Below are 21,216 nucleotides of genomic sequence, written 5' to 3'. Positions count from 1 at the left end.
AGGCAAGTTGTGCCTCCGCGTCCTCTTTTATTAGTTTTTTGCCTCGTCAACCTTGTCTTGGAATGTTTGGTTGATACCGCTGAGTTCGGTCACAGCTTCCAAAATCAAGGCGCTTTCGCCCCAATTGAACATGGTACCGAATAACTCAGAAGCTCCCATTGTTCCATAAGAATCTTGCAATTCTTTATCGTTAAGGTCAGGAACCACGATAGACGCAATACAGATTTCACGGTTATACTTAACACCGTCAAAGACACGCTCTTGGCGTCCATTGCGACCAGGTTTATTGACAAAGCAACGGTCATTGATTAAGTCCGCTTCACGAGCGCTCAACACTCGAATTTTAACTGGTTCCTCAAAAGAAGGAAGCAAGACATCCTTAGTCTCTTCCCCTTTTTTATTTTGTTTCAAAAACGCTTTTAATCCACTCACCACTATTTCCTCCTTGTGTTAGTATGTAATTTCTTGGAATTCTGATAAGATATCAAAATCTTGGAATGTGAAGTCCGTTTCTTCGTCAATGACCTCATCTGCTGACCCATCTAGTTTAAAGATAAGTGATTCTTTGAATAGAACACCTTTCAAGACGATGGTATAGCGACCTGCACGAGATGAACGGTCTTCATTGGTACACTTGATATCAATACGAGGCAAAATACCTTGCTTGACATAATTTAAAGCCATCGCCTTTAGTTCTGGGCGGTGGTAGTACATCTTCAATGAACCTGTACCTTCTGCACCGACAATCTTACCACCCTTCATACGAGAGTTCAGAGGGGTCACGTCAGCTTTTGTGTATTCAATTTTTGCTTCTAGAGAGATAAGCTCTGCTAGTTCGTACTGCTTGTCATTGATTGTAAAGAAGACCGTTCCTTCTTTAGCAGACAAAGCATCTAATTGACTCATAATAGCCATTAGCTAGTTTCTCCTTTCTTAATCACAGATAACCGTCATGTACAAGATTTCCATAGCGTCTGTCAAGACAACTGGCAAGTTTACCACGACGGATTCTTTGGTGATACCTTGTGAAATCTCAATATCTTTCGCCTTGTACTCCAAAGCCTGCTTTTGAGCAAGTGGGTCAAGAACCATTGTGATGATTCGCTGTTTAAACAACTCACGACCATTCACGTTGTTTGGTACTTTACCGATGAAGTAGTTCTCAAAGATATATTTGACATTGGTATTGATATTATCCATAGTGCGGACAAGTTTGTTCTTACCAAAGATACGACTGTGTTCTGCCGTATAGCTAGTAAATGAGTTCACATCTGACAAGATAATAACTTTTTCATTTCGATAAGCAAAGATAAGCTGACCTTTATTGATGAGCTTTTCAGCCTCTGCTTCGTTCTTACGCTCACAGTCGATAGCGCCTGGATAAGACTTGAATGTATTGGATTGCAAGCCAGCCCCTGCATACTTACCAGCTACGAAGTAAACACAATCCTTAGCGCTTAGTTTCGTACCATCGCTTAATGTAACCCCGTTACCGACTGATACAACACCTTCATCGTCAGCATCCGTGTAATCATTCAAGACTGCAATGACTGAACGACCAGCGTCACGCCATTTCTTGATATGAGCCGTAACAAGTGCTTTCGTTGCACTTTCATCTGTACCCAGAGCCAAGACACGGAAGTCTTGAGTATCGAGTGCATTTAGGAAATCTTCAACCTCTGAATTGGTTGTAGCTCCATCAGTACCACCTTCAAGCAAGATTGTTTTATCTTCTGTTGTTAAAGTGCCCGTTACATTCACATAGTCATTCTTAAATGGCAAGGCTGTGATGATTTGTTTATCAACTTCTTTTCCAAAGAAAACAGTAGTCACTTCAAAGCCAGTCTCAACTTGTTTCTTGAAGATAACATGAATATGGTTACCAGCTAATCCTTTGTATTTAGCTGTAACGACCATATCGCTTTCTGTTTTCGTTGCCTGTACCCCAGTGTTGTTCACACCATTGTAGACAAGGACTTTACCAGTCCCTTTCAAGGCTTCACGAATCGGAAGAAGTTCATCAATCGGTTTACCAAATAGGCGACGGAAGTTGCTTGTACCGTCAACAAGGGTAAAAGCACCAGGCTCTCCCCAAGATCCAGCAATCATAACTGCTGCAATCGTATTATCTTCCAAAGGAATAATCACATCATCTCTTGATACGAAATTGATGTAGGCCTTTGGAACTCGTTTATTCTGTACTGTCCATTGTGCCATTAGTTAGCCACACCCTTTCTCCAGTCTTCTAAAATGCCTCTTACTTCTGCTAGTGAGTATGACTGGTCATCTCCCAGCAAAATGTTTAACAAAGTTGCATCATCTTCAAAATGCTTTAGTAGTGCCTCTTTACCAAATTTATCTTCAGTGGTTGGGTCCACTGGTTCGGTTACATAACCTACTTCTTCAATCATTTCCATGAGAAGTTTCACCTATCCTTTCTAATATTTGCATTCTTGGTTCCTCTTCAACCCATCGAACGTATCGAGTGATTGTAAATGTGCATATCAAGTCATTGGCATTGTATTCCACCTTCAAATCATTGATAGGGTACTTGTCCCCTAAATAACGAAAGGAAGGCGAATGAAACACCATCTCAATCTTTTCAAACTTTTGGTATAAGTCTGTTGTTTTTTCGGTGTAGTAATGCAGCAAGACAATAAAAACCTGCTTATCGTTTTGGTTTGCCAACCGCTTCCGAGTCACAGGTTTCACATCTACAATAAAACAAGGTGTTTTCAATCCTTGCTGGATTTGTTCGTCATACACCTTGCACCCAAACACATCTTTGAGTTGCTTGATGACGAGTGGTCTAATACTATAATCCACCTAATTCCTCCTTTAGCCTCTCTTCAATTTGTTGCGTAATTTGTGGGATTTTCTGTTTAATCTGTTCTTCTGTCAGTCTCATCATGAAGCGCCCTTCTACCCAAGGATTGACCAAGCGCTTGCCGATTGCAGGGACATAACGCCCCACTTGTTGACGGTGTCCACTTTCGACGAAAGAAGCATACTCCATAGGGTTAAATGCGATAACCTCGTACACGTTTCCGTTTTTGGTCACTTCTATCTTCCAGGATTGATTGAGCTTACCTGTTAGGCCCTTTGGTGTTCGCTCCTTAACCTCTTTCAAAAAGGCTAGGCCGATATCTTTAGAGGCCTGCATAAACTCAGAATCAATGATTGCCTGAGCTCGTTCAAGTCGTTTCAAGAACTCTTGAACATCACTATCATCATAACCACTCATGTCGTCTTACCACAATTTCTTGATGCGTGACATAGACCATCGGGTCTTCACTAGTCAGGTACTGAACACCATCCACGACCAATTTACTACCAGCTTTGATAGCAAATTTAGGCGAACAGAAAATCTTGTGCTCTGTCTTTAGTTGGTGCGCTTCGTTCTGCTCAGTATTCACTAAGTTACGAACAGAGACACGACAGGGGACCTTCTTATAGATTTCTTTGAACTCTACAAAATCAGCTCCGTTTGGTTTCGTACCCTCGACAGTAGCAAATACATCCATCTTTTTATCATAGGTCCATTCAATACTTGGTGTTGCCTGAGATAAGACATCATTGATATTCATCCTACCACCTCAACTTTCTGAACCGCTGTAGCTGACTGGTAAAGTCCAGCAAGACACTTTCGGCCCGTCTAGCAAGATCTGACTTAGCCAATTCGACACGAGTATCTCCAACGGAGATATTCTTGCCTTGGACAGCTTGGTCAGGATTACAAACAACGTAAACCATCTGAATAGCCACAAATCTCAATTCTAAAGGAAAATCCTCACGATTACAGTAGTTAAGAATGTTCTGCATGACTTCATCGACCACTAACTCTTCTGGATAGCCTGAATAACGTTGTTCGTACAAGTCAATCAAGGCTTGCCTAGCATCTTCGTTATGCTTTTGAATTTCTTCCGATGTTCTCTTCTCCATCAGCAGAACCTCTCTTTCTACTTATCGTCCTTAGCGGATTTTTTAGCTAATTTATCAAGCTCTGCTAGAGCATTATCGCGTTCAGCTAGAGCTTGGTCACGTTCAGCAACTACTGCTCTGTACTCTTGAATAGTGTAAGTGCGTCCACCAGTAGCTGGTTCTACCACTACATACTCACCGTCACGAACTTCGACCACATCATAACCATCTTCCAAGAAGGTTACTTTTTCTAGTTCGTCGATATTCAATACACGATTATCTTTTTTTACTGTTAACATTTTCTATCCTCCTTTTAAGGTGCGACGACAAATGCTAGACCTTCGTGCTTAGTTTTGAATAGCAATACATCATCGTAAGATTGTTCATAGTACAAGTAGTTACCGCTTGAAGAAGCACTTGGTGCGTCAAGTCCTACAAATTCATATTTTTGTGGTGCTGCCATACATGGAATATGGATCAAGAAGAAATGGATTTGTTTAGCAGTTGGGTCAACCTTAGCTCCATTTGTGAAGTTGTACAAGGTCTTCATACGGTCAGATGGAATAGATGGCTCAATCGTCACATCGTCCAAACGACCAATAGAACGGTCAATCACTGTACCTTGACCGTGAATATTAACAGTGCGACCAAACTGTTTGATGTTCTTGATCATACGTTTAACAGCTGGCGTACAGAAAATAACACGACCTTCTGCTGGTACTCCAGCTTCATCCATTTGTTCCATCAGCTCATCGAATGTTGCGAGGAAGTTTTCCTCAGTCAAATTCAATGACTTAATTTGTTTGCTTTCTGTATCAAGTTCTTTCTTACGAGAGAACAATTTAGATACCATGAATTTATCCATTTCTGGGACTTTTTCAGTATCGTTGAATGTTTTAGTGATGTTAGCAATGGAAGTAACATAATTAGTTTCATCAACATCTGACGGGTCTACTAGTGTTGACCAGTAACGCTCATTAGTCAATGTGTATGTTTCCCATTGATTTTCATAGTTAGCGTCAATGCTAGTAATTGTGCGACGTGTACGGTCTTTACGTCCTTCCTTAATCAAAAGACGTGGTACTTTCACTTCTTTAGCGCCTGTGAACTTCAAAAGTGTATTGGATGGAGAGTTCCAAAGTTTTTGAGTGAATAACAGTCCGTTTTCACTATAGCGGGTTTGCAAGCCTTGTTGGTAAGCCTGTGCATAGTTTAATGTTGCTGGCATATCTGTTCCTCTTTTCTATTTTTGATTATAAATCCGACGTGAACGCATTAACCATCTGCGTTGTCAGGTCGTTAGCAACTGTTCCTTCTTGTGTTGCCCCTTGTGGCTTAGCACCAGCGATATGTGGTTCTACAGCTTTTTCTGGAGCAAATAAAAAGCCTTTAGATTCCTTCAAAGCCGTCAACTGTTCATCTAATCCAGTCACCGCTCCGTTGTCACCTAATCCCAATTTAGACTTATCTAGTAGACTAGACACGATTCCAGCGTCATGAACCTTACCGCTCAAGTGCATTTCAATAGCATGATCTAGTTGCATTGTCTTGAGTTGTTGTTCATGTTCCTTCTGTTGTGTCTTGTACTTGCTGTCCAAGTCTGAGTATTTTTGTTGTAGGTCAGCATTGCCCTCAGCGTCTTGTTTGAGCTGTTTCATGTCCTTATCACGCTCTCTCAACTGGTCTTGCAAGCCCTTAGCATTATCTTCTGCAGCAGACACCTTCGCTTGTAAGTCCTGTGTTGATTTCCCGTGTTCGGTCATAACTGCTTCAACTTGTTCTTCAGTCAATCCTAACTGTTCCAAAAATTTACGATTCATTTCTTTTCCTCCTGTACGTTTGTTTAACGTGGCAACGACCACGACATTTTGGTAAAGTAAAAAAGCCTTTTAACGCCATGCCTAGGGCGATTGTTTATAATCTTTCCTAGTTGTATAATAGACAAAAGGAGGTGAGATTATGAAAAAATCTGAATTGGAAACTTTAATTTCTAACAAAAGCCAAGAAATCTTCAATCAAATGGCTAAAGAAATAAAAGAAAATTATATTGATAATCCTGATAAGTCAAAATCCGATGAATTTACTTATCTCCAGCTAGGTTATCCAATTGAAGTTTCCAAACGTCTAATATATAGCGTATTGTCAGAAGTTCTTACTATCGATTAGTTCATTAATTGAATTATGTAAGTCTCTGATTTTTCGCTGTTCTTCTATGTGTAGCACTAGCTTTGTTGTAATGACGGTTACAGCAATTGTTAGTGCTATTTTTGTATACATCCTCAAGGTAATACCTCCAACATATAAATTTAACCGTACGGGATTCCATACGGTTAGAGCATAAGAAAACCGCCTCGATTTCGATGCGGTTAGGTTATTTATTTTTCAATTGTTTCAGTTTCTTTCTGTATTCAATTCCGACCTTTAGAGTTGAAATGACTGTTGAAATCACTTCAAATAATTTAATTATTGCGAACAAAATTAACGCAAAAAATATAATCCAACCTAATAAAATTGATACCCAATCCCAAATAAACATGTCTTTACTCCTCTACTTTTTCGTATGTTTCTTTAAAGATGTCAGGTTTGCATGGATAAAATTCACCTTGCACGCCTTTGATGATATAATCGCCTGTTTTTGCGACCATGACACCCTCAAGTGTTTTAATCTCACACCATGCTGGATTTTTATTCCACTTGCCACTATCGTGAATGATAATCTCGTTTCTTGTCACTGCGTCCCAGAACCAATCTTCTTCAATCAAACAACGTTCATTAAGTTGAACTGCCTCAATGATCACTGGTTTTTTACGGTATTTCATTTCTCGCTCCTTTCTAAGCATAAGAAAAGCACTTAGATTTCTCTAGGTGCTTGTTGATAGATATTCTTCATATTCTTTACGTGCATAGTCAGGCATCTTTCTCTTTGCTCTGACGATAAATTCATCAAGTGGAGTATCGTTGTTTGACCTACTAGAATTATAGAAATCACTCCTAAAACGATGAATCCATCTTTTAGAGCGCTCACTTGTAAAAACTGGTGGATAATCTTTAGAAAATTCCTCCAATATTTGCGGATGGTTTTTTTCTAAGAATGCTTGACTAAAGAAAATTGCGTTCCCTAAAAAAGCAACCTGTTCATCTGTCGCTTTTTTCAATGGCTCAAACAAGATATGTTCTAAATATTTTGTTTTCAATCCACTACCTCCACTTCAATAATTCTTCGTTTAGTGTCAAAAGCCATCTCTTGCACCGTTTCAGAGAGAATCTTAAACCTTGTATTTGGTTTAATTATGAACTCTTTTTCGTTGGCGTAATTACTCAATTCACCGATATACGCACCAACAGATTGACCTTTCTTTATGAGTATATTTAATTGAATTTCAACATCTCCGCCTCCAAACTCCTCTATAACTGCCTTATCAAGACTAGTACTCATAAATCCTTTATCAATCACTAGTGTTTTACCGACAGCATTTACTAAAAAATCGTCTTCTAATTGATTGAATAATCGATAAGTTTTAAAAGTTTTTTCTGCTTTATATGTTGAAATAGCTGAAATAATATGCTCAGATTTCTTCTCAATATCATTATACCACTTTTTAGTCTCATCGCTTAATTTTTGTGAGCTTCCACCTGTGATTTTATCTAGAAATCCTTGTTTTCCTTCTCTCAATACATGATTGTAATCCTCGTACATCGCTGTTGTATATTCATGGATAGAGTCCACTTCATAACTAGATAGATTTTTCAACCACTTTTGATAAGATTTTTGCTTTCTGAAGAAGTCGTCTATTTCATTCGGTTCTAGGTCGGACACAACCTCAGAAGCCTTAACACCTCTAAGGACAGCTTCCCCTTCACGCTCCCATCCTGCAAAGATTTCGTCCAGAGAACGTTTCTCTTTTGCCATTTTCACAGGGGCGTTATTTAGTAATATATCGAGATATGGACTAATCTGTTCTGCTTCTTCGGTCCTCTCAGTCTTATCAGTCTTATCAGTCTTGCCTTTCTTATCAGACTTAACTGCAGGCCTGATAGTAGAACGGCAACGGACATGGAATGGCGGTGCGGTTCGACCTGGTTCATATTCCTTAACAGAATAAACCTCGTGATTTTCTCGCCTGCAAATCTCACTTGTACGACTGTCTAATACCGCTACGATTTCGTAGTGGTCGCCACCTAATTCCTTGATAGTATCTAGCGTAGCGAGGTTATTATAAAAGGTCGTCTCAGTCCTGACAAGCGTATCAGCTCGATGATAGGCGACCCCTGTACGTTCAGAAAGAGCTCTAGCCATTCTATCAATAGACCAGCCACCTGTTAGTCCTTTGTTCAAGACATCACTGATAGATTTATAAACAGCTGCATCATGTCCCCACACATTTGTTGAGAATGTTTTACCACTCCAATTACTAGCCATCTTATGCTTAACTGCATCGACATTTAATATTGGTTTCTCTATGATTCCAAAATGAGCCAAGTTCTTAGCTTGATGGATTTTACCCTTGATGTAGACGTCACTCAGAGCCTCTGTGACCCTGTCATGTATGCCCTCTGGCTTTCCGTATAGCTCAGCCGTCAGACGCTCAATTTCGGCAAGCAAAGCCTCCTTGCGACTGATACGATGGCGGTAGCTCAATGCGTCCAACAAAGGTGTCGGTGTGTCAGGATTCAAGGCCATCTCACGGAACCTTTCAAGGGTTACATGCTTAAACTCTCTACGCTCTTTATCCGTCAGATATTGCTTAGCCTCTGCATGGGTCATTTTGTTGTCAACAGCATATCTAGCATAGAACTTCTCAATCTCAGAAACTAGCTGGTGTTTATAGTCTGCTAAAGATTGGCCAATCTGGGCCATATACCTATCAGCAACTATCTGAGCGTTTTGTTCCTGTTGTAAAGCACGCTCAGTCCAATACTCATCTATCTTTTTCTTGTTCTCGGTCGTCATGATCTTCATCTACCTTTTTGAAATTGGTCTGAGAGTATGGTTCTTGTCCTTGTTCCTGTTGTTCTTTCAATCGTTTCTCAACCTCTGGTTGATACCATGGATGTTGTTCACGAATGCTTAGGTCGTCTAAGATACCGATTGAGTTCACACAATCTTGAATGGCTTCAGACTCATTTGAAATGATGTCACGGTTAAATACATAAGTAAATTTAGATGGATCAAACGCTACTCCTTTATTAGCTGCATACTGTTCTACGAACCAAAGAAATTGCTTGATACCTTTTTGAAACTCGTTTTCTAGCTCATTACAGTCCAAATCAAGGTCTGTATAGCGCCATTTAAGAGCTTGGCCACTTGCATTGCCTAGATTATCATCTTGGGTATCAATGGCTCGAGCAGCCTCATACAAGAACTTACGAGAGCGTTCGATATCTGCTTCAACTCCACTGGTATCATTGTCTGCTTGCAGGGTATCTACACCACCATCACTAGAAACTTTGATAGAGCGGAACTTATTCAGATTATTCATGAACTCGCCCAAGTCTGCGCCTTGATAGTTTTTCAAAACATAAATCAGCTTCGGCATATCTGCCAACATATCTGCGTTAGTAGACATTTGAAGTTGAATATTATCAATCAAAGACTTGGTTTGGACTAAAAGACCGTCCTCATACTCGTTGTAGCGGAATGGAATCAGAGGGACTTTCTCCCAAGTATAAGGGATTCGTGTACCGTCTGCGTTAACATAATAAAAATTCCCCTTTGTCTCCTTAGACAGTGGATTAAGTTCAAGGCGTGAACCTGTCCAGATATAATCTGTAATTCCTTGTTCATCGTAGTATTCTACAAAGGTTTTAGTCTTCTTCATTCCGCTTTCATAAACTGCCTGTTTGTAGACACGTACAAAGGCAGATAATTCCAAATGACGCTCGTCTTTCCAAAAAGGGATAATCTGTTCACTTGGGATTTTAAACAAGCGTAGACGGCCATTCTCGTCGTAATAAGGCAAGCCATAAGCTATCCCTTTCATCACTGCTTCCTTACCGAGTGACTTAATCGTAGATAAAAGGTCCTCGTCAAACACGCTGTCTAAAAAGTCTTGTGATTTTTCTCCTTCAAGCGAGATTGTCGGTTGTTTAGAAAATAAATACCCGACCTTCTGGTCTACCAACTTCTTAAACAAACCTAATTCAATCCTTGAGTTCGTCCGCCAATCCACATCTACCTTCTTATTTCGAATATCCGTGCGATTTCGATAATAGTTGTAAGCTTCTTTCATTGTGCTTACTTTCTCAGAATTCTGGTGTTCTTTTATCTCAATCTCTAGTATTTCATTTTGGGTTGTATTCTTAATCAACAACCGCTTAATTAACCATTTAAACCAATTACTCAACATTTCTCCTTCTTCTACCAGAATGATATTCCTGGCTGTCTCATATCGTCTTCAAACGCATATCTAGTAGCGTCGATTGTGTGGTCATTTACTTCTTCTAGCTTGGGTTTGGGATTTCCATCACGGTCAACTGCATAGTCGGCACTTTCGAACTCTCTTGCGATATTCGGCGTGCGTTCTGGATCTATCACAATCGCATCCAAATCATCCAACCAGCGCTCTCCATACTCACGACTATCAGGACCTTTCTTAGCACCTTGAACAAGCGGAATATTCAGCTGCAGTTTTAATTCATCAATCGACTTAGGTTCTGCGCTATCACAGGTTATCATCTGAGATTGATAGCCTTTCTCACGGATTCTTTCAGCCAATTCACGGTTGCTAATCTTCACGCCATAAATCTCATCGATAGCGTAGATAACTCGTTTCTTCTTGTCGTAATGCCATCTTACAAAGGCCAGAGGGTCGTTGGCGTAACCAAAGTCGTTACCTTGTCGAATGTTATCAAACCTTGCTATCTCCTCGTCTGTAATCTTGCGGAATACCAGATTTTCAAACGGTGCTACACCCGAACCGATAGCCTCACCCAAATACTCCCAACGGTAACGCTTCTCTGAACGCTCTCTCGTAGCCTCTGCTTCTTCTATGAATGCTTGGGATATATATGGGTTATCTAAGTAAGTCGAATGGTGTACGTGGGTGTTAGGAGGCTGTATGACACTCTCATACTTCTTATTCACCCAAGACTGTTTTCTTTTTGGAGGATTGTAAGAGTAAAAGAATTTATAAAAAAGACCATCATCCAATTCTCCACGAAGAAGGGAGTTGGTGATTGTCTTTACTTCATCTTCAGTTTTGAACTCAGCAAGCTCTTCAATCCAGCCGATTGCGAATGGAAAACGGCTGTCTTTCAAGGACTTAATACGCTCTGGATCTTGTGCACCACGGAAGATAATATAATTTCCTCTTGGGATATAGGTTATCTTCAAAGGGGACTTATTAATCTTAAATAAATGACTAACCCCTTGCTCACTAATCGCCCATTTCAATTGCTCATAGACCGATTGTTCTAAGGTATTATCCGTCTTACGAATACACACGGCATTGACTGGATAGCGCATAATCAGTTGAATGATAGTGTGTCCGAGGTCGCTTGACTTACCAGAACCACGCCCACCCTTTTCAACCACATGTAAGATTTTAGGGTCTAACGCTGCACGCCACATAGAGTAAAAAGCCTTTGGGATAAACTCACTCATTCTACGCTTCATTGCTAACTCCTATATCATCAACGAATTGAACAGCCGAAGACATCTCGATTTCTTTTCTCTCTAAATATGCTCCATTCACTTTGAATATATGATCTAGAGAGCGTTGCCTTTCTTCAATTGTCGGAGTAAATTCATAAGTCGTTTCTGATACCTCTACACCTTCAACGGTCTTTACAGTTTTTTTAGAATACCTTTGTTGAGTTTCCCCTCTAGCAATACTAGCAGAGATTGCCAAGGCTTCTGCGATTGACATCGAACGTTCGTCAAAAAGTTCTTCAGTACGTTTTTTAATGTATTCAGAAATCTCAACATTTTTCAACAATCTTTGCCCTATGCTATATGCCGTTTTCTCTGAGTAACCCACCTTAATAGCGGATTGTGTTGCGTTTCTGCTGATGATGTACTCATCTGCGAATCGTCTTTGTCTTTCATTCAATTTTTCATCACCACCTTTCGACAAAATAAAAAGCCACACGATGTGTGACCTTTTTAAGACCTCTCTCTGCGAATTGAAATCGCAATTGGAACGACAGGACTCGAACCTGCCTACGTTTCAGACCCTTTATAGTCATATCGCTCCACCAACTGAGCTACGTTCCAACTGCAAGGCGACTACAACCTTGCGTGTTAATTAGAAATAAAATTTCTGATTTATTTTTTTGTAGTCTTTAACGGCGATGCCCGGAATCGAACCAAGGGAAACATAGGAGAGAAACCACTTGCCTGTCACCGCCAAAACGAGACCGAAGCCTCGTAAAAATATAATAAAGTATAAAGGAGACGTCAATTGACCTATCACTTGACAATACTATTTTACCATGTAAAATAAGCCATTTCCTAGCAATTTACTTGCAAATATCTCCCAAAAATTTACGAAAGACAATCAGCTTACCTTTTCGATAGGCTTCCGCAAATTCCAAAGCACCTCTGCTAAGCATGCGGTAGAACTCACTTTCAGAATAGCCTAAGTCCATATAGATAGCCTTGTCTGATAATTGGATTTTCATATCCATGTACTTCTTTGCGATAACCTGCCGAACGTATGGATCTATAATGCAGTTGACTGCTCTCTCAATCTCCAAAACCTCTGCCTCTGCATCCACATGGTCGATAACCATATTCTCAGTAGCTGTGTTCTTACCAGTAAATGTCTTTGGTTCAAATGAGTAGGTCGTTGTGATCTTAGGCAAATACTCAGCGCCTGCCATTCGGACATACGAGCGATAACTCTCTAGAACATCATAGACATTTCTCTTGGTGAATTGCACGTCAACCTTTTTTAATAACCTCACAACATAGCTCCTTTATGATATAATATTTTTATCGGATATATCACAAAGGAGTCAGCCTGTGCTGGCTTTTTTCTTGCCTTACTCCCTTTTTAGGTGTATACTGTATGTATACAAAATAAAGGAGAAACAAATGAATACTGTTAAAACTCGTAAGGTGGGGAACTCTGTCACTGTGACCATCCCAAAAACACTCAACGTTCCAGAGGGGCAGGAGATGTTTGTCTACAAGGGTGTAGATAATGTCATTGTCTTAGCTCCAAAAATTCCAGACCCATTTAGTGGTGACGCGGACCTACACATGGAAGATGACTTCGAGGGGGTAAAATTCCTTGACAGCGAAATATGATTACATCCCAGAAAAACAGGACATCATCTGGATTGACTTTGACCCATCTGTTGGACGTGAGATTCAGAAACGCCGTCCTGCTATTGTCGTCTCGCGTAGAGAATATGCGGAGCGGACGGGATTTGTTGCTGTATGCCCTATTACACACGGTCAAAGCAGACTCGAAGAGCAAGGCCTGCTCGTTCCTGTGCGTTCCAATAAGGTAGATGGCTCTGTCAATCCACTCCAACTCTATACTTTTGACTTTAGAGAGCGCAAGGCTCAAAAAATCACAACCATGGATACAACCAGTTTTCAGAAGGTTGTCCAACTCTACAATTTCATCTTCGAAGCCTAGTCCTTATGGATTGGGCTTTTTTAGTCATGCTCCATCTCCTCAATCAACCAGTCAAGGTTCTTACGTGCTTTCTTCAGGTCTTCGATACCATTCTTTTCTTTGTATCGAAGTAAATACTCGACCGCACTGCACCAGCGATGCGCTTCCATTTCTGACTTGCCTTTGATGAAATTTCTCGTAACATCCTTCACTTCTAGACCATAAGTCCCGATGTAGTGGTTTGGTTTATTTATGTTGTCTGTCATGCCAAATCCTCCTTAGATGAACAAACTAGCTAACCAAATCAAAAATGCACATGTAATGATTTTTGAAATACTGCTTTTTACAGCGTATGAATAATCTTCATAAGATTCTTTTTTGCTAGATAATACAGGCCAGATGAAAGATAGTAGTGCATCCATCCCTAATGCTTGCCAAACTGTAATTTTACTGACTGGAACAATCGTTGTGATAATTTCATTCCACCCATACTGAACTACAAATGGCGAAACAACGATTACAAATACCGCCCCAATAATAATTCCTAGTTTTTTCATTTTATAAATCCTCCTCTTTGACGAAAGTACCATCAATCCAACGACCCTTGCGGTCTTTGATTTCTTGGTATGCCAGTTCAAAACATTCTTCAAAATCATAACCGAGAATATTGCTGATTGATTTTAGATATTCAACCGCGAATACTAAATTATAACGAAATATTCCATTGTATCTTCTATCGCTATACGATAGAATTGCACAAATGTTTAAATTTAAGCCTTTAAAACATTTCATTACATCTACTTCTTCAGCGGGATTTAATCCCTCAAAAATCTTATGCACATCCTCTTTAATCAGCAAGGCCAGGCCAACAATCACGACTGCACAATCTCCAATGCTATCCTTGGTCAGTTTCTCATTCTTCTTGAGATAACCTGCGCATAGTTCTCCAAATTCCTCAATGAGTTTCAAAGATTGTTTGTCTAACCGTCCACCGTTTTCAAGATCACGGTCTATAAACCATTGTTTGACTTTTTCTATTGTGTTCATGATAACTCCTTTGCTATCGCTGCTATGACATTGACTGTCACGCTATTTCCTGCTTGTTTATATAATTGACTGTTAGAGTTGACCTCTTGCGCTTTGTCAAAAGCCCAGTCTGGAAATCCTTGCAATCTCCAGCACTCACGAGGTGTTAGTTTCCTAATTCTAAAATCAGGCTCAATCACACCTTGACTTTCCCCAGTTAAGAGAGTATTGGCTACTTGCTTCCCAACTCGTCCTCGTCTTGTTTTAGAGTTTGGGTGTGATAAGTTCACACTATCCCCAACCTCTGCCTCTGCATAACCTTTAGATGTTGCTTCTTTGACTCTGATTTTAGGTTCAAGGCCTCCACCTTGATAGGCTCGGATTGTTGGTGCGATGCCGTCTGTTTCGTAAACCACTCCACATTGATTAAAATTGGGTTGCAGTACTCCAAATTGTTTTATAGCATTGCTTTTTATAGCTATCTTTTGTCCCTCTCCCTTGTTTGTTGTAAGCGTGGGAGCTAGACCGTCAGCTTGATAGACTTCCCCATTCATTCCATTCCCAGATGGATTTACATTCCCGATTTTCATGACTGATTGGCTACTAATTGACTGATTTTCTCCGCTGAGAGGAAATACTTTTCGTCCACTTGTTCCTCTAAGATGTCCGATAATGAACACACGCTCCCGATTTTGGGGGACTCCAAAATTCTTGCTATTAAGCACTTGCCATTCCACATCATACCCCAATTCGTCCAAGGTTCGGATGATGGTTTCAAATGTAGCCCCTCCGTCATGGTTGAGCAGTCCTCTGACGTTCTCAAGGAATAGATATTTAGGTCTGAGAATAGATGCGAACCTAGCAATTTCAAAGAACAAAGTTCCTCGTGTATCTTCAAAACCTCGTCTGTTTCCTGCAATTGAGAAAGCTTGGCACGGAAATCCGCCACAGATAATGTCCACACTTCCGATTCCTCGAATAGATTCATCTGATACTGCTGTGATGTCATGTAATTCAATTTCTCCCTTCGTATTGTGTATCGCTTTATAGCTTTCTCTAGCAAACTTGTCAATCTCACAAAAGCCAATACATTTATGGCCGGCAGACTCCATTCCTAAACGAAATCCGCCAATTCCTGCGAATAAATCCAAGAATTTCACAACAATACCTCATCCCCGACCGTCACCTTGTCATACACGTCCTTCGTAACCACAAACACACCGTAGTCACGAATCGTAAGCGTGTATAACTTTCCATGTCGTCCTTTCTCGACGACTTTACCGAATATCTCAGCGCCTGCGTTATCAGCCTTATAGATAACCATCGGCTTCTTCTCTTCCAAATCTCGAATCCTGTCCATCTGCCAGATGTTTAGTCCAGCAGATAGCAGAATCCAGATTGCTATGAATCGTTTCAATCTACTTCAACTCCTAACTCTATCAACTGCTCTTTTAAATCCTCGATTGTTCGCGTCAAAGCAACCTTAATCGCATCTGATAAAACTTCAGATGTAATAAACAACGTTGTATTAGAATAAAATGTACAATTTTTAATTGATAACCTAAATTTCGGATCTTGTCTCAATATTAAAGCTTCTTCAAGGGGCGTTTTTTTGTGATTGATAAACTTTTCAAGTTCTTTAATCTGTTGCCTGATTTCTCCTGCTTTTTCTAGTTCTTTCATATCCATCACTCCACCTCCTTACTTTTCAAGTTTTTTGATTTCACGTTCAACTAATTCTTTACGTTTTTGTAATTCTTCTAGTTTTTGAACATCTAATGCTTTCTTAATAATTTCAAGTCGTTCAAGATTGTCTTTGAATTTGATAAGTGCTTCAACTTTGCGAGCGTATTCGCTGAAATTATTGCCCCAATCATAATTTTCCCATCCAAATTCACGACTGAGTTCCTGTTGTAAATCATTATATTTTCTTCTTAGGTCGTTATTGACCATTCTTTGTAGGTTTAAAATGTAAAATGTCATAGCCGAAATCAACAAACAAGCTATAAACATTCCCCAAAACATTAAATTTTCCATTTACTCAACCTCCTCATTTATTTCCATAAGGCTGTCCCACATACCCCCATCAAGTCTTGTAATATTCTTGATTTCATCTTTCTTTAGTGGTATTGTTTTAAAATCCCACCATTCCGAACCATCATACTCACCGCGTTCTATCCACCAGTCTTTACCAACTAGTACAAGGTCTTTTGCTACTCTTTGTGCACCAAAACCACTACCATAGTCTGTATGCTTTGCTACTGTTTCAAAGTTATCTTTTGTGATTTCAAAATTATTACCTTGGATAAATAAAACATCATCAAATGTTTTACCATATTCACTTAAAATCTCTATAGTTTCTTCCCATAAATTTGTCATAATCACTCCACCTCCTCAATCTCAATCCCCGGGCAATCGAATACCCAGCCGAAGCCTGCGTCTTCTAGTTGTTTGCGGGTGTGAAATGCACGAATATCTTTCATATCACAACTGCTATCCATGAACCATTCATTTCTTGGTGCATAGTAATTCAAGAATGCGTTATCTTCTTCAACTCCTTTAATCCTTACCAAATACCGCTTCTCTTTCTCGACCTCGTAGCCGTCAAGCCATGCACGGGCGAGTATATTCATATTGTTTTTTTGATAAAACCATTTTGATATTTCAGAATCTTTTGGACCATTTCTTATATCTTCGAAAATGTCTTCTAAATCCCAAAAGTTTAACTTTGCAAATTCAAGTAAATCCACCACAAACTGCGGTACTTTGACTTTTTCGGGTTTGTCTAGTTTAGAAACAATTTCTATTATCGCGTCTATCTCAATATATTTTTCTTCGTTGCCAAAAATTGTTTTTAAACCTTCTATCCGCTCTATCAATTCCTGATTATTCATCTTCCAACTCCTTTATTTTCTTCTTCCAGTTTTTCACTTTCTTTTTTAAGCAAGTCGCGTTCCTCAGACCTGCTAAAAGCAAGCGATTTGACACACGGCTCAGATAGTTCAACTATCCTTGCCTCTGTCTGCTCGATTGTGCGTTTTATTCCATCAATTACTACCTGTTTATCATAATTCATCTTCTAAAAATCTTTCAATATCGTCTCTGTGGAAGGCTTTCGCCAAGCCGTCTAAGTCGTTCAGTGCTTCAATATAGTCTGGACGACCTTCCCCATACTGCTCTTTCAAAAATTCAACAAAGAGATGAATTTCCTGATAGGTTACTCCAATCATATTTCTTACCTCACTATCCTCTGCAATATCTTATGCTACACTCTCCACAAAACGGACACTGTACATCTGTTCTTAGTTTATTCATTTGACCAACTCCAACGCTTCCTGGGCGCTTCTAGCAACACCAGCTATTGCACCTCGTTTCCTAACCGTCTCAATAAAATTTTCCTGTTCAGGTCTCACACGACCATTTTCTTTTTTTACTTCAACATAAAATATCTGTCCGTCCGGTCTAAAACCATAAAGATCAGCATGACCTTTTGGCAATCCAGTATCAAACCATCTTCCGTCAGCCGTTCTTACTTTTCCAACATTCGTTCGAAAAACGGTATATCCTGCTTGAGTCAATGCGACTCTAATTTCATTTTGCACTTCTTGTTCTGACTTCATTCCTTCCTCCCAAAGTTACCGTTATTGATTTTAGAACGGTAAACAACAAAAATTCAGTTATATCAAGGGTTTACGCCATTTTTTTATCCAAAGGTTACCGTTACAATTACCTTTTCTCTTTATATATATTTTTATATTTTATTTTTTTATTATTTCAATAGAAAAGAAAGGCAACACGGTAAACAACACAAGGTAAACCCTTGATACATGAGGCTTAAATCAGGTTACCGTAGTATAAAAACATACGGTAACCTAACGGTAAACGGTAACTAATTCATACCCTGTTGTAGTCATTTGACTTTCATCATTCATCCAAGAGAATCCGATATAATGTTTCGGTACATCTACTGAAGGGATGAATTTCCCTGAAGGTCTCATTTTTTTCTTCACCCAATTCTCAGGGATATTTTTTGCTAATTGTGTTTCAAATTTACGTTTTGTTAATTTTGTGACCCCTTCATCTCTGCACCATTCCTGATACAACCACCACAAAAACCTTGAAGGGAGACGGGTGGATTCAAATTTATCAAACCATTCATTGACGAACGCCTTAACCGTATCGTTGGATTCCTTGAAATCCTCCAAGGCCTCAATTGAGGCTTGCGGTTCAATGAAGCGATCGAATGAAATCTCAAGGGCTTTCTTCAGAACGTACTCAAGAACTTCCTCGCGATAGATGTAATCGTCCTTAATCGCCCAGTTATCTTCCTTGCTTGAAAATGATTTCTTAAACGGTACAATCGCAAACCGTCTATATGTACCATTGGTTTTATTTTTAAAACGTGGTAATTCATTCGTGGATTGAATGACAGTTTTTTTAAATACGGTTGTATAAGGTTGTTTGTTTTTTTCCTCGACTAAGACCGGCTCACCAGTCACGACAGAGTTGAAATTTGAAGATTCATCTACGTAGATACCAGCCTGCACATCGTCTCCGATGATAACAGTCTTACCTTCAATCATCGATAGAGCAAATCGCTCTGAAAATTGATTAAGTTTTAAGCTAGCCACATTTCGCATACCTACCAGATTGGTTATGAGTTGCTGAACAGTACCCTTACCGTCATTCCCCTCACCGACAAACCAAATAGATTTCCTGTAAGAGTAATTCCCATTCAGACTGGCTGAAATAACCTGCCAGATTAGTTCGACCAGTTCTTCATCTCCACTCATAAGGTCAAGTAACCAACTATCAATATCCCACCCGTCAATTACAGGCGATTTAGCAAAATGATCGTATTCTGTCCCGATGGTCGAGAATGCGACGAACTCATGTGTGAATGGTCGTAGTAATTTCTCTTTTTTATCGTATATCCCGTTCTTCACTAGGATAAACCTACGAGGGTCTTTGTATTCCCCTATCGGAAAATCACATGAGAACCCCTCATGTTGGTTTAACCGTGGAGTAGAAGCAAGCATGAAGAGAACATTCTTGGATTTTGCTTCACTAAAATTTGGCTCTAACAAACGAATAACCTTGTAAGCAAAACTAGGGTCTTTGTGATAATAACCTTTATCTGGATCATAGATTGCGACCCGTTCATTTGGTAGATTCACAATATATAAAATCTGTTCCATACCTTGTGCCACTGCTAATTCTGTTAAACGAGTAGGCGCTTTTTTATTTTCTTCTTTCGTACCATACTGGGTCTCTTCCCATTTGACGTTTTCGAGCCAGTTTTTACGATATTCTCGACAAGCTAGACGAATCTCACGCCAGTCATTTGCTTTCTCAATATAAGCTGGATGTTGGATAATGTTGCTTCGATATTCTTTTTTTAATTTCTCTAAATCAAGAACCACCTCTTCTATCCATTTCCTTTCTAACCATACTTTCAAACGTCCTATCCAATTCATCCGTTGGCAGACTGTCTGGAGTATAGTGATTTGCTATCTTTGCTAGTAAATAAGTTGCATCCACATCCACACCACGCATTAGCAATCCACCTATGAAACTTGCCAAGGCGTTATTTCTACCACCTTTATCTCCCAAACCGAAAACGACTTGTTCAAATAGCTTAGCAGTTTTGCTTGAGAATTCCCCTCGACTATAATCAGTCGTAAAACTCATAGGTTCCTTGGGTTGTTTAGATGTTTGTAAGATTGAGATTATCTCAGCTGGTGCTTCAGCCATCTGTTCTGTGGACTTATCCCACTTATAACTTCCTTTGGCATTATTGCTAGGTGCAACCAAGACATAATTGTTTTTATTTGCCTTAATATCAATCCCTGGTTTTACTCGTATATCTTGACTTAACTCTATACCTTTTGGTTTTTTAAGGAAAATGTGCTTCCCACCGCTTGGTGTAGTAGCGGTTAAAGTCTTAGGGATATACTGAGACAATTCCCATTCTTTCAAAGACTCATAACCGTTCTCAGTCACCGATACGTCAATATCAATGACAAAGAAATCGGTTGTCCTCCATGCGATATTCGCATCGGGTTGTTCGTGCCAAAATCTTCGGATTTCATTCTCACTAAATGTTTTATCTTTAAATTTTGTGATTGCACGTTTGCTCTTTTTGTCTATTGGGATGACCGAGTAACCTAGTTTCTGATAATGAAGGGCATAATCTACCATCCCAACCATAGATTAGAATGGTAAATCTAAATCATCTGCTTTGGCTGGTGTTGGTTCAGACGATACTGCACCAGAATAAGGTGGCAATTCCGATTGCTCCATTTTCTTGATATTCAAGTTATCGTAGGTCTTACCGTTATATTCTGACTGTTCATTTTTTACAGTCACTTTCAACGTTTTACCAATGATAAGGCCTAAGAATTGTTCAATTGTATTTACTTCAACACCTTCAGGGATTTTAACCGCTTTAGAATATCGTTGCAATGCCCACTCTGGATATTGAAGAGTCTGTTTATTGATCCATACCTTATCAAAGATTAGGTTGTTACGGAATTTCTGTTGGAAATCATCCCGAATTTTAAGACGGATATCTAAGAAATCTGTTCCACTTTGACTTGCTGACTGTTCTGCTTGAGCTACAACTACTTCATATGTTCCGTCTTCGATAGATGAAAATTGTTCTGCTGCTTCATAATTTACTGAAAAAAGTGCCATGTTT

The 21,216-nt window shown here is 39.6% G+C and carries 36 protein-coding genes and 1 tRNA gene; 3 read left to right on the top strand and 34 right to left on the bottom strand.

The genetic code is table 11. The features are described from left to right. Positions 1-30: 30 nt before the first annotated feature. From SMI_RS02355 to SMI_RS02305, 11 genes are read right to left on the bottom strand one after another with little or no spacing between them, the layout of a single operon-like run. Entirely contained in the window at positions 31-432 is a 402-nt protein-coding gene (locus SMI_RS02355) for a phage tail assembly chaperone (protein ID WP_061439172.1), read from the bottom strand. Positions 433-450: 18 nt separating this feature from the next. Beyond that, positions 451-915, bottom strand: coding sequence for a phage tail tube protein (locus SMI_RS02350; RefSeq protein ID WP_000996593.1), 465 nt, complete (start codon positions 913-915; stop codon positions 451-453). Between the two features lie 18 nt (positions 916-933). After that, a complete protein-coding gene (locus SMI_RS02345) occupies positions 934-2,217 on the bottom strand; it encodes a phage tail sheath subtilisin-like domain-containing protein (RefSeq protein WP_000090007.1) in 1,284 nt (427 codons plus the stop codon). Beyond that, entirely contained in the window at positions 2,217-2,417 is a 201-nt protein-coding gene (locus SMI_RS02340; protein ID WP_000425197.1) for a hypothetical protein, read from the bottom strand. Before SMI_RS02340 ends, SMI_RS02345 begins: the two co-directional genes overlap by 1 nt. Further along, positions 2,404-2,826 carry a phage tail terminator family protein gene (locus SMI_RS02335; RefSeq protein WP_000386589.1) on the bottom strand — a complete coding sequence of 141 codons (423 nt, stop codon included), beginning with the start codon at positions 2,824-2,826 and terminating at the stop codon, positions 2,404-2,406. The genes SMI_RS02340 and SMI_RS02335 overlap by 14 nt, the downstream gene beginning before the upstream one ends. Continuing rightward, positions 2,816-3,244 carry an HK97 gp10 family phage protein gene (locus SMI_RS02330; protein ID WP_000017386.1) on the bottom strand — a complete coding sequence of 143 codons (429 nt, stop codon included), beginning with the start codon at positions 3,242-3,244 and terminating at the stop codon, positions 2,816-2,818. Before SMI_RS02330 ends, SMI_RS02335 begins: the two co-directional genes overlap by 11 nt. Then, positions 3,231-3,587, bottom strand: a complete 357-nt coding sequence (locus SMI_RS02325) for a hypothetical protein (RefSeq protein ID WP_001024431.1) — start codon at positions 3,585-3,587, stop codon at positions 3,231-3,233. The genes SMI_RS02330 and SMI_RS02325 overlap by 14 nt, the downstream gene beginning before the upstream one ends. A gap of 1 nt (position 3,588) precedes the next feature. Then, a complete protein-coding gene (locus SMI_RS02320) occupies positions 3,589-3,942 on the bottom strand; it encodes a hypothetical protein (protein ID WP_000415586.1) in 354 nt (117 codons plus the stop codon). 17 nt (positions 3,943-3,959) lie between these two features. Beyond that, entirely contained in the window at positions 3,960-4,220 is a 261-nt protein-coding gene (locus tag SMI_RS02315; protein ID WP_000958638.1) for a hypothetical protein, read from the bottom strand. A 14-nt stretch (positions 4,221-4,234) separates the two neighbouring features. Continuing rightward, positions 4,235-5,149, bottom strand: a complete 915-nt coding sequence (locus tag SMI_RS02310; protein ID WP_001111858.1) for a hypothetical protein — start codon at positions 5,147-5,149, stop codon at positions 4,235-4,237. 25 nt (positions 5,150-5,174) lie between these two features. Continuing rightward, positions 5,175-5,741 (bottom strand): phage scaffolding protein, encoded by a 567-nt coding sequence (locus SMI_RS02305; protein ID WP_001080210.1) that lies wholly within the window; start codon positions 5,739-5,741, stop codon positions 5,175-5,177. 139 nt (positions 5,742-5,880) lie between these two features. On the opposite strand from SMI_RS02305, the gene SMI_RS02300 reads away from it, so the two are divergent. Next, positions 5,881-6,087, top strand: a complete 207-nt coding sequence (locus SMI_RS02300; protein ID WP_000747923.1) for a hypothetical protein — start codon at positions 5,881-5,883, stop codon at positions 6,085-6,087. 374 nt (positions 6,088-6,461) lie between these two features. Here SMI_RS02300 and SMI_RS02295 read toward each other — a convergent pair whose 3' ends face one another. The 8 genes from SMI_RS02295 to SMI_RS02260 form a co-directional block, all read right to left on the bottom strand. After that, positions 6,462-6,740 (bottom strand): hypothetical protein, encoded by a 279-nt coding sequence (locus SMI_RS02295; protein ID WP_000877351.1) that lies wholly within the window; start codon positions 6,738-6,740, stop codon positions 6,462-6,464. Between the two features lie 42 nt (positions 6,741-6,782). Then, positions 6,783-7,115, bottom strand: a complete 333-nt coding sequence (locus SMI_RS02290; RefSeq protein ID WP_000853282.1) for a hypothetical protein — start codon at positions 7,113-7,115, stop codon at positions 6,783-6,785. Continuing rightward, a complete protein-coding gene (locus SMI_RS02285; RefSeq protein ID WP_000206122.1) occupies positions 7,112-8,872 on the bottom strand; it encodes a minor capsid protein in 1,761 nt (586 codons plus the stop codon). Before SMI_RS02285 ends, SMI_RS02290 begins: the two co-directional genes overlap by 4 nt. Continuing rightward, positions 8,841-10,265: a phage portal protein gene (locus SMI_RS02280; RefSeq protein ID WP_164925508.1), complete on the bottom strand. Its 1,425-nt coding sequence runs from the start codon at positions 10,263-10,265 to the stop codon at positions 8,841-8,843. Before SMI_RS02280 ends, SMI_RS02285 begins: the two co-directional genes overlap by 32 nt. Before the next feature lie 14 nt (positions 10,266-10,279). Further along, positions 10,280-11,536 carry a PBSX family phage terminase large subunit gene (locus SMI_RS02275; protein WP_000830192.1) on the bottom strand — a complete coding sequence of 419 codons (1,257 nt, stop codon included), beginning with the start codon at positions 11,534-11,536 and terminating at the stop codon, positions 10,280-10,282. Then, positions 11,526-12,011, bottom strand: coding sequence for a terminase small subunit (locus SMI_RS02270; protein WP_000266181.1), 486 nt, complete (start codon positions 12,009-12,011; stop codon positions 11,526-11,528). Before SMI_RS02270 ends, SMI_RS02275 begins: the two co-directional genes overlap by 11 nt. A gap of 46 nt (positions 12,012-12,057) precedes the next feature. Continuing rightward, positions 12,058-12,136 (bottom strand) — tRNA-OTHER (locus SMI_RS02265). A 245-nt stretch (positions 12,137-12,381) separates the two neighbouring features. Further along, positions 12,382-12,828, bottom strand: coding sequence for an ArpU family phage packaging/lysis transcriptional regulator (locus SMI_RS02260; protein WP_001237895.1), 447 nt, complete (start codon positions 12,826-12,828; stop codon positions 12,382-12,384). A 130-nt stretch (positions 12,829-12,958) separates the two neighbouring features. Between SMI_RS02260 and mazE the strand changes: the two genes are divergently transcribed. Together mazE and SMI_RS02250 are read left to right on the top strand one after the other, a co-directional pair. Then, positions 12,959-13,174 carry a type II toxin-antitoxin system PemI/MazE family antitoxin gene (gene mazE, locus SMI_RS02255; protein WP_001098944.1) on the top strand — a complete coding sequence of 72 codons (216 nt, stop codon included), beginning with the start codon at positions 12,959-12,961 and terminating at the stop codon, positions 13,172-13,174. Next, positions 13,158-13,511, top strand: a complete 354-nt coding sequence (locus SMI_RS02250; protein WP_000125656.1) for a type II toxin-antitoxin system PemK/MazF family toxin — start codon at positions 13,158-13,160, stop codon at positions 13,509-13,511. Before mazE ends, SMI_RS02250 begins: the two co-directional genes overlap by 17 nt. 20 nt (positions 13,512-13,531) lie before the next feature. On the opposite strand, the gene SMI_RS02245 is transcribed toward SMI_RS02250, so the two are convergent. The 15 genes from SMI_RS02245 to SMI_RS02180 form a co-directional block, all read right to left on the bottom strand. Continuing rightward, positions 13,532-13,756 (bottom strand): DUF3310 domain-containing protein, encoded by a 225-nt coding sequence (locus SMI_RS02245; RefSeq protein ID WP_000131521.1) that lies wholly within the window; start codon positions 13,754-13,756, stop codon positions 13,532-13,534. Between the two features lie 12 nt (positions 13,757-13,768). After that, positions 13,769-14,047 carry a hypothetical protein gene (locus SMI_RS02240; RefSeq protein WP_000733001.1) on the bottom strand — a complete coding sequence of 93 codons (279 nt, stop codon included), beginning with the start codon at positions 14,045-14,047 and terminating at the stop codon, positions 13,769-13,771. Position 14,048: 1 nt separating this feature from the next. Further along, the gene (locus SMI_RS02235) at positions 14,049-14,537 is read right to left on the bottom strand and encodes a MazG-like family protein (protein ID WP_001092015.1); all 489 of its coding nucleotides are present in this window, start codon (positions 14,535-14,537) and stop codon (positions 14,049-14,051) included. Beyond that, a complete protein-coding gene (locus SMI_RS02230) occupies positions 14,534-15,676 on the bottom strand; it encodes a DNA cytosine methyltransferase (RefSeq protein WP_000670048.1) in 1,143 nt (380 codons plus the stop codon). Before SMI_RS02230 ends, SMI_RS02235 begins: the two co-directional genes overlap by 4 nt. Then, on the bottom strand, positions 15,673-15,933 hold the full coding sequence (locus SMI_RS02225) for a DUF1372 family protein (RefSeq protein WP_000819324.1): 261 nt from the start codon (positions 15,931-15,933) through the stop codon (positions 15,673-15,675). The genes SMI_RS02230 and SMI_RS02225 overlap by 4 nt, the downstream gene beginning before the upstream one ends. Then, a complete protein-coding gene (locus SMI_RS02220; RefSeq protein ID WP_000367272.1) occupies positions 15,930-16,205 on the bottom strand; it encodes a hypothetical protein in 276 nt (91 codons plus the stop codon). Before SMI_RS02220 ends, SMI_RS02225 begins: the two co-directional genes overlap by 4 nt. A 12-nt stretch (positions 16,206-16,217) precedes the next feature. Then, positions 16,218-16,553, bottom strand: a complete 336-nt coding sequence (locus SMI_RS02215) for a hypothetical protein (protein ID WP_000429371.1) — start codon at positions 16,551-16,553, stop codon at positions 16,218-16,220. Then, positions 16,554-16,895: a hypothetical protein gene (locus SMI_RS02210; protein WP_000183521.1), complete on the bottom strand. Its 342-nt coding sequence runs from the start codon at positions 16,893-16,895 to the stop codon at positions 16,554-16,556. A 2-nt stretch (positions 16,896-16,897) separates the two neighbouring features. Next, the gene (locus SMI_RS02205) at positions 16,898-17,410 is read right to left on the bottom strand and encodes a DUF1642 domain-containing protein (RefSeq protein WP_001064589.1); all 513 of its coding nucleotides are present in this window, start codon (positions 17,408-17,410) and stop codon (positions 16,898-16,900) included. Beyond that, positions 17,407-17,592 (bottom strand): hypothetical protein, encoded by a 186-nt coding sequence (locus SMI_RS02200; protein ID WP_001105093.1) that lies wholly within the window; start codon positions 17,590-17,592, stop codon positions 17,407-17,409. The genes SMI_RS02205 and SMI_RS02200 overlap by 4 nt, the downstream gene beginning before the upstream one ends. Further along, positions 17,582-17,746 carry a hypothetical protein gene (locus SMI_RS10545; RefSeq protein WP_000580653.1) on the bottom strand — a complete coding sequence of 55 codons (165 nt, stop codon included), beginning with the start codon at positions 17,744-17,746 and terminating at the stop codon, positions 17,582-17,584. The genes SMI_RS02200 and SMI_RS10545 overlap by 11 nt, the downstream gene beginning before the upstream one ends. Positions 17,747-17,827: 81 nt before the next feature. Continuing rightward, positions 17,828-18,136, bottom strand: coding sequence for a VRR-NUC domain-containing protein (locus SMI_RS02195; RefSeq protein WP_000834374.1), 309 nt, complete (start codon positions 18,134-18,136; stop codon positions 17,828-17,830). 252 nt (positions 18,137-18,388) lie between these two features. After that, positions 18,389-19,993, bottom strand: a complete 1,605-nt coding sequence (locus SMI_RS02190) for a DNA primase family protein (protein ID WP_012972454.1) — start codon at positions 19,991-19,993, stop codon at positions 18,389-18,391. Then, positions 19,929-20,726: a bifunctional DNA primase/polymerase gene (locus SMI_RS02185; protein WP_000232980.1), complete on the bottom strand. Its 798-nt coding sequence runs from the start codon at positions 20,724-20,726 to the stop codon at positions 19,929-19,931. The genes SMI_RS02190 and SMI_RS02185 overlap by 65 nt, the downstream gene beginning before the upstream one ends. 3 nt (positions 20,727-20,729) lie before the next feature. Beyond that, positions 20,730-21,212 carry a DUF669 domain-containing protein gene (locus SMI_RS02180; RefSeq protein ID WP_001173389.1) on the bottom strand — a complete coding sequence of 161 codons (483 nt, stop codon included), beginning with the start codon at positions 21,210-21,212 and terminating at the stop codon, positions 20,730-20,732. Between the last annotated feature and the right edge of the window lie 4 nt (positions 21,213-21,216).

The organism is Streptococcus mitis B6 (genome assembly GCF_000027165.1).
In the GTDB taxonomy this organism is placed as follows: Bacteria; Bacillota; Bacilli; order Lactobacillales; family Streptococcaceae; genus Streptococcus; species Streptococcus mitis_AR.
The sequence above is the reverse complement of the archived record's forward strand: the minus strand, read 5'-3'. Positions and strand labels throughout refer to the sequence as shown.

Bases quoted from the DNA above. Each gene is read 5' to 3' on its own strand.
- SMI_RS02350 (WP_000996593.1), bottom strand. From the start codon at position 915: ATGGCTATTATGAGTCAATTAGATGCTTTGTCTGCTAAAGAAGGAACG.
- SMI_RS02345 (WP_000090007.1), bottom strand. From the start codon at position 2,217: ATGGCACAATGGACAGTACAGAATAAACGAGTTCCAAAGGCCTACATC.
- SMI_RS02340 (WP_000425197.1), bottom strand. From the start codon at position 2,417: ATGGAAATGATTGAAGAAGTAGGTTATGTAACCGAACCAGTGGACCCA.
- SMI_RS02330 (WP_000017386.1), bottom strand. From the start codon at position 3,244: ATGAGTGGTTATGATGATAGTGATGTTCAAGAGTTCTTGAAACGACTT.
- SMI_RS02325 (WP_001024431.1), bottom strand. From the start codon at position 3,587: ATGAATATCAATGATGTCTTATCTCAGGCAACACCAAGTATTGAATGG.
- SMI_RS02320 (WP_000415586.1), bottom strand. From the start codon at position 3,942: ATGGAGAAGAGAACATCGGAAGAAATTCAAAAGCATAACGAAGATGCT.
- SMI_RS02315 (WP_000958638.1), bottom strand. From the start codon at position 4,220: ATGTTAACAGTAAAAAAAGATAATCGTGTATTGAATATCGACGAACTA.
- SMI_RS02310 (WP_001111858.1), bottom strand. From the start codon at position 5,149: ATGCCAGCAACATTAAACTATGCACAGGCTTACCAACAAGGCTTGCAA.
- SMI_RS02305 (WP_001080210.1), bottom strand. From the start codon at position 5,741: ATGAATCGTAAATTTTTGGAACAGTTAGGATTGACTGAAGAACAAGTT.
- SMI_RS02300 (WP_000747923.1), top strand. From the start codon at position 5,881: ATGAAAAAATCTGAATTGGAAACTTTAATTTCTAACAAAAGCCAAGAA.
- SMI_RS02295 (WP_000877351.1), bottom strand. From the start codon at position 6,740: ATGAAATACCGTAAAAAACCAGTGATCATTGAGGCAGTTCAACTTAAT.
- SMI_RS02285 (WP_000206122.1), bottom strand. From the start codon at position 8,872: ATGACGACCGAGAACAAGAAAAAGATAGATGAGTATTGGACTGAGCGT.
- SMI_RS02275 (WP_000830192.1), bottom strand. From the start codon at position 11,536: ATGAAGCGTAGAATGAGTGAGTTTATCCCAAAGGCTTTTTACTCTATG.
- mazE (WP_001098944.1), top strand. From the start codon at position 12,959: ATGAATACTGTTAAAACTCGTAAGGTGGGGAACTCTGTCACTGTGACC.
- SMI_RS02245 (WP_000131521.1), bottom strand. From the start codon at position 13,756: ATGACAGACAACATAAATAAACCAAACCACTACATCGGGACTTATGGT.
- SMI_RS02240 (WP_000733001.1), bottom strand. From the start codon at position 14,047: ATGAAAAAACTAGGAATTATTATTGGGGCGGTATTTGTAATCGTTGTT.
- SMI_RS02235 (WP_001092015.1), bottom strand. From the start codon at position 14,537: ATGAACACAATAGAAAAAGTCAAACAATGGTTTATAGACCGTGATCTT.
- SMI_RS02220 (WP_000367272.1), bottom strand. From the start codon at position 16,205: ATGGATATGAAAGAACTAGAAAAAGCAGGAGAAATCAGGCAACAGATT.
- SMI_RS02215 (WP_000429371.1), bottom strand. From the start codon at position 16,553: ATGGAAAATTTAATGTTTTGGGGAATGTTTATAGCTTGTTTGTTGATT.
- SMI_RS02210 (WP_000183521.1), bottom strand. From the start codon at position 16,895: ATGACAAATTTATGGGAAGAAACTATAGAGATTTTAAGTGAATATGGT.
- SMI_RS02205 (WP_001064589.1), bottom strand. From the start codon at position 17,410: ATGAATAATCAGGAATTGATAGAGCGGATAGAAGGTTTAAAAACAATT.
- SMI_RS02200 (WP_001105093.1), bottom strand. From the start codon at position 17,592: ATGAATTATGATAAACAGGTAGTAATTGATGGAATAAAACGCACAATC.
- SMI_RS10545 (WP_000580653.1), bottom strand. From the start codon at position 17,746: ATGATTGGAGTAACCTATCAGGAAATTCATCTCTTTGTTGAATTTTTG.
- SMI_RS02195 (WP_000834374.1), bottom strand. From the start codon at position 18,136: ATGAAGTCAGAACAAGAAGTGCAAAATGAAATTAGAGTCGCATTGACT.
- SMI_RS02190 (WP_012972454.1), bottom strand. From the start codon at position 19,993: ATGAATTGGATAGGACGTTTGAAAGTATGGTTAGAAAGGAAATGGATA.
- SMI_RS02185 (WP_000232980.1), bottom strand. From the start codon at position 20,726: ATGGTTGGGATGGTAGATTATGCCCTTCATTATCAGAAACTAGGTTAC.
- SMI_RS02180 (WP_001173389.1), bottom strand. From the start codon at position 21,212: ATGGCACTTTTTTCAGTAAATTATGAAGCAGCAGAACAATTTTCATCT.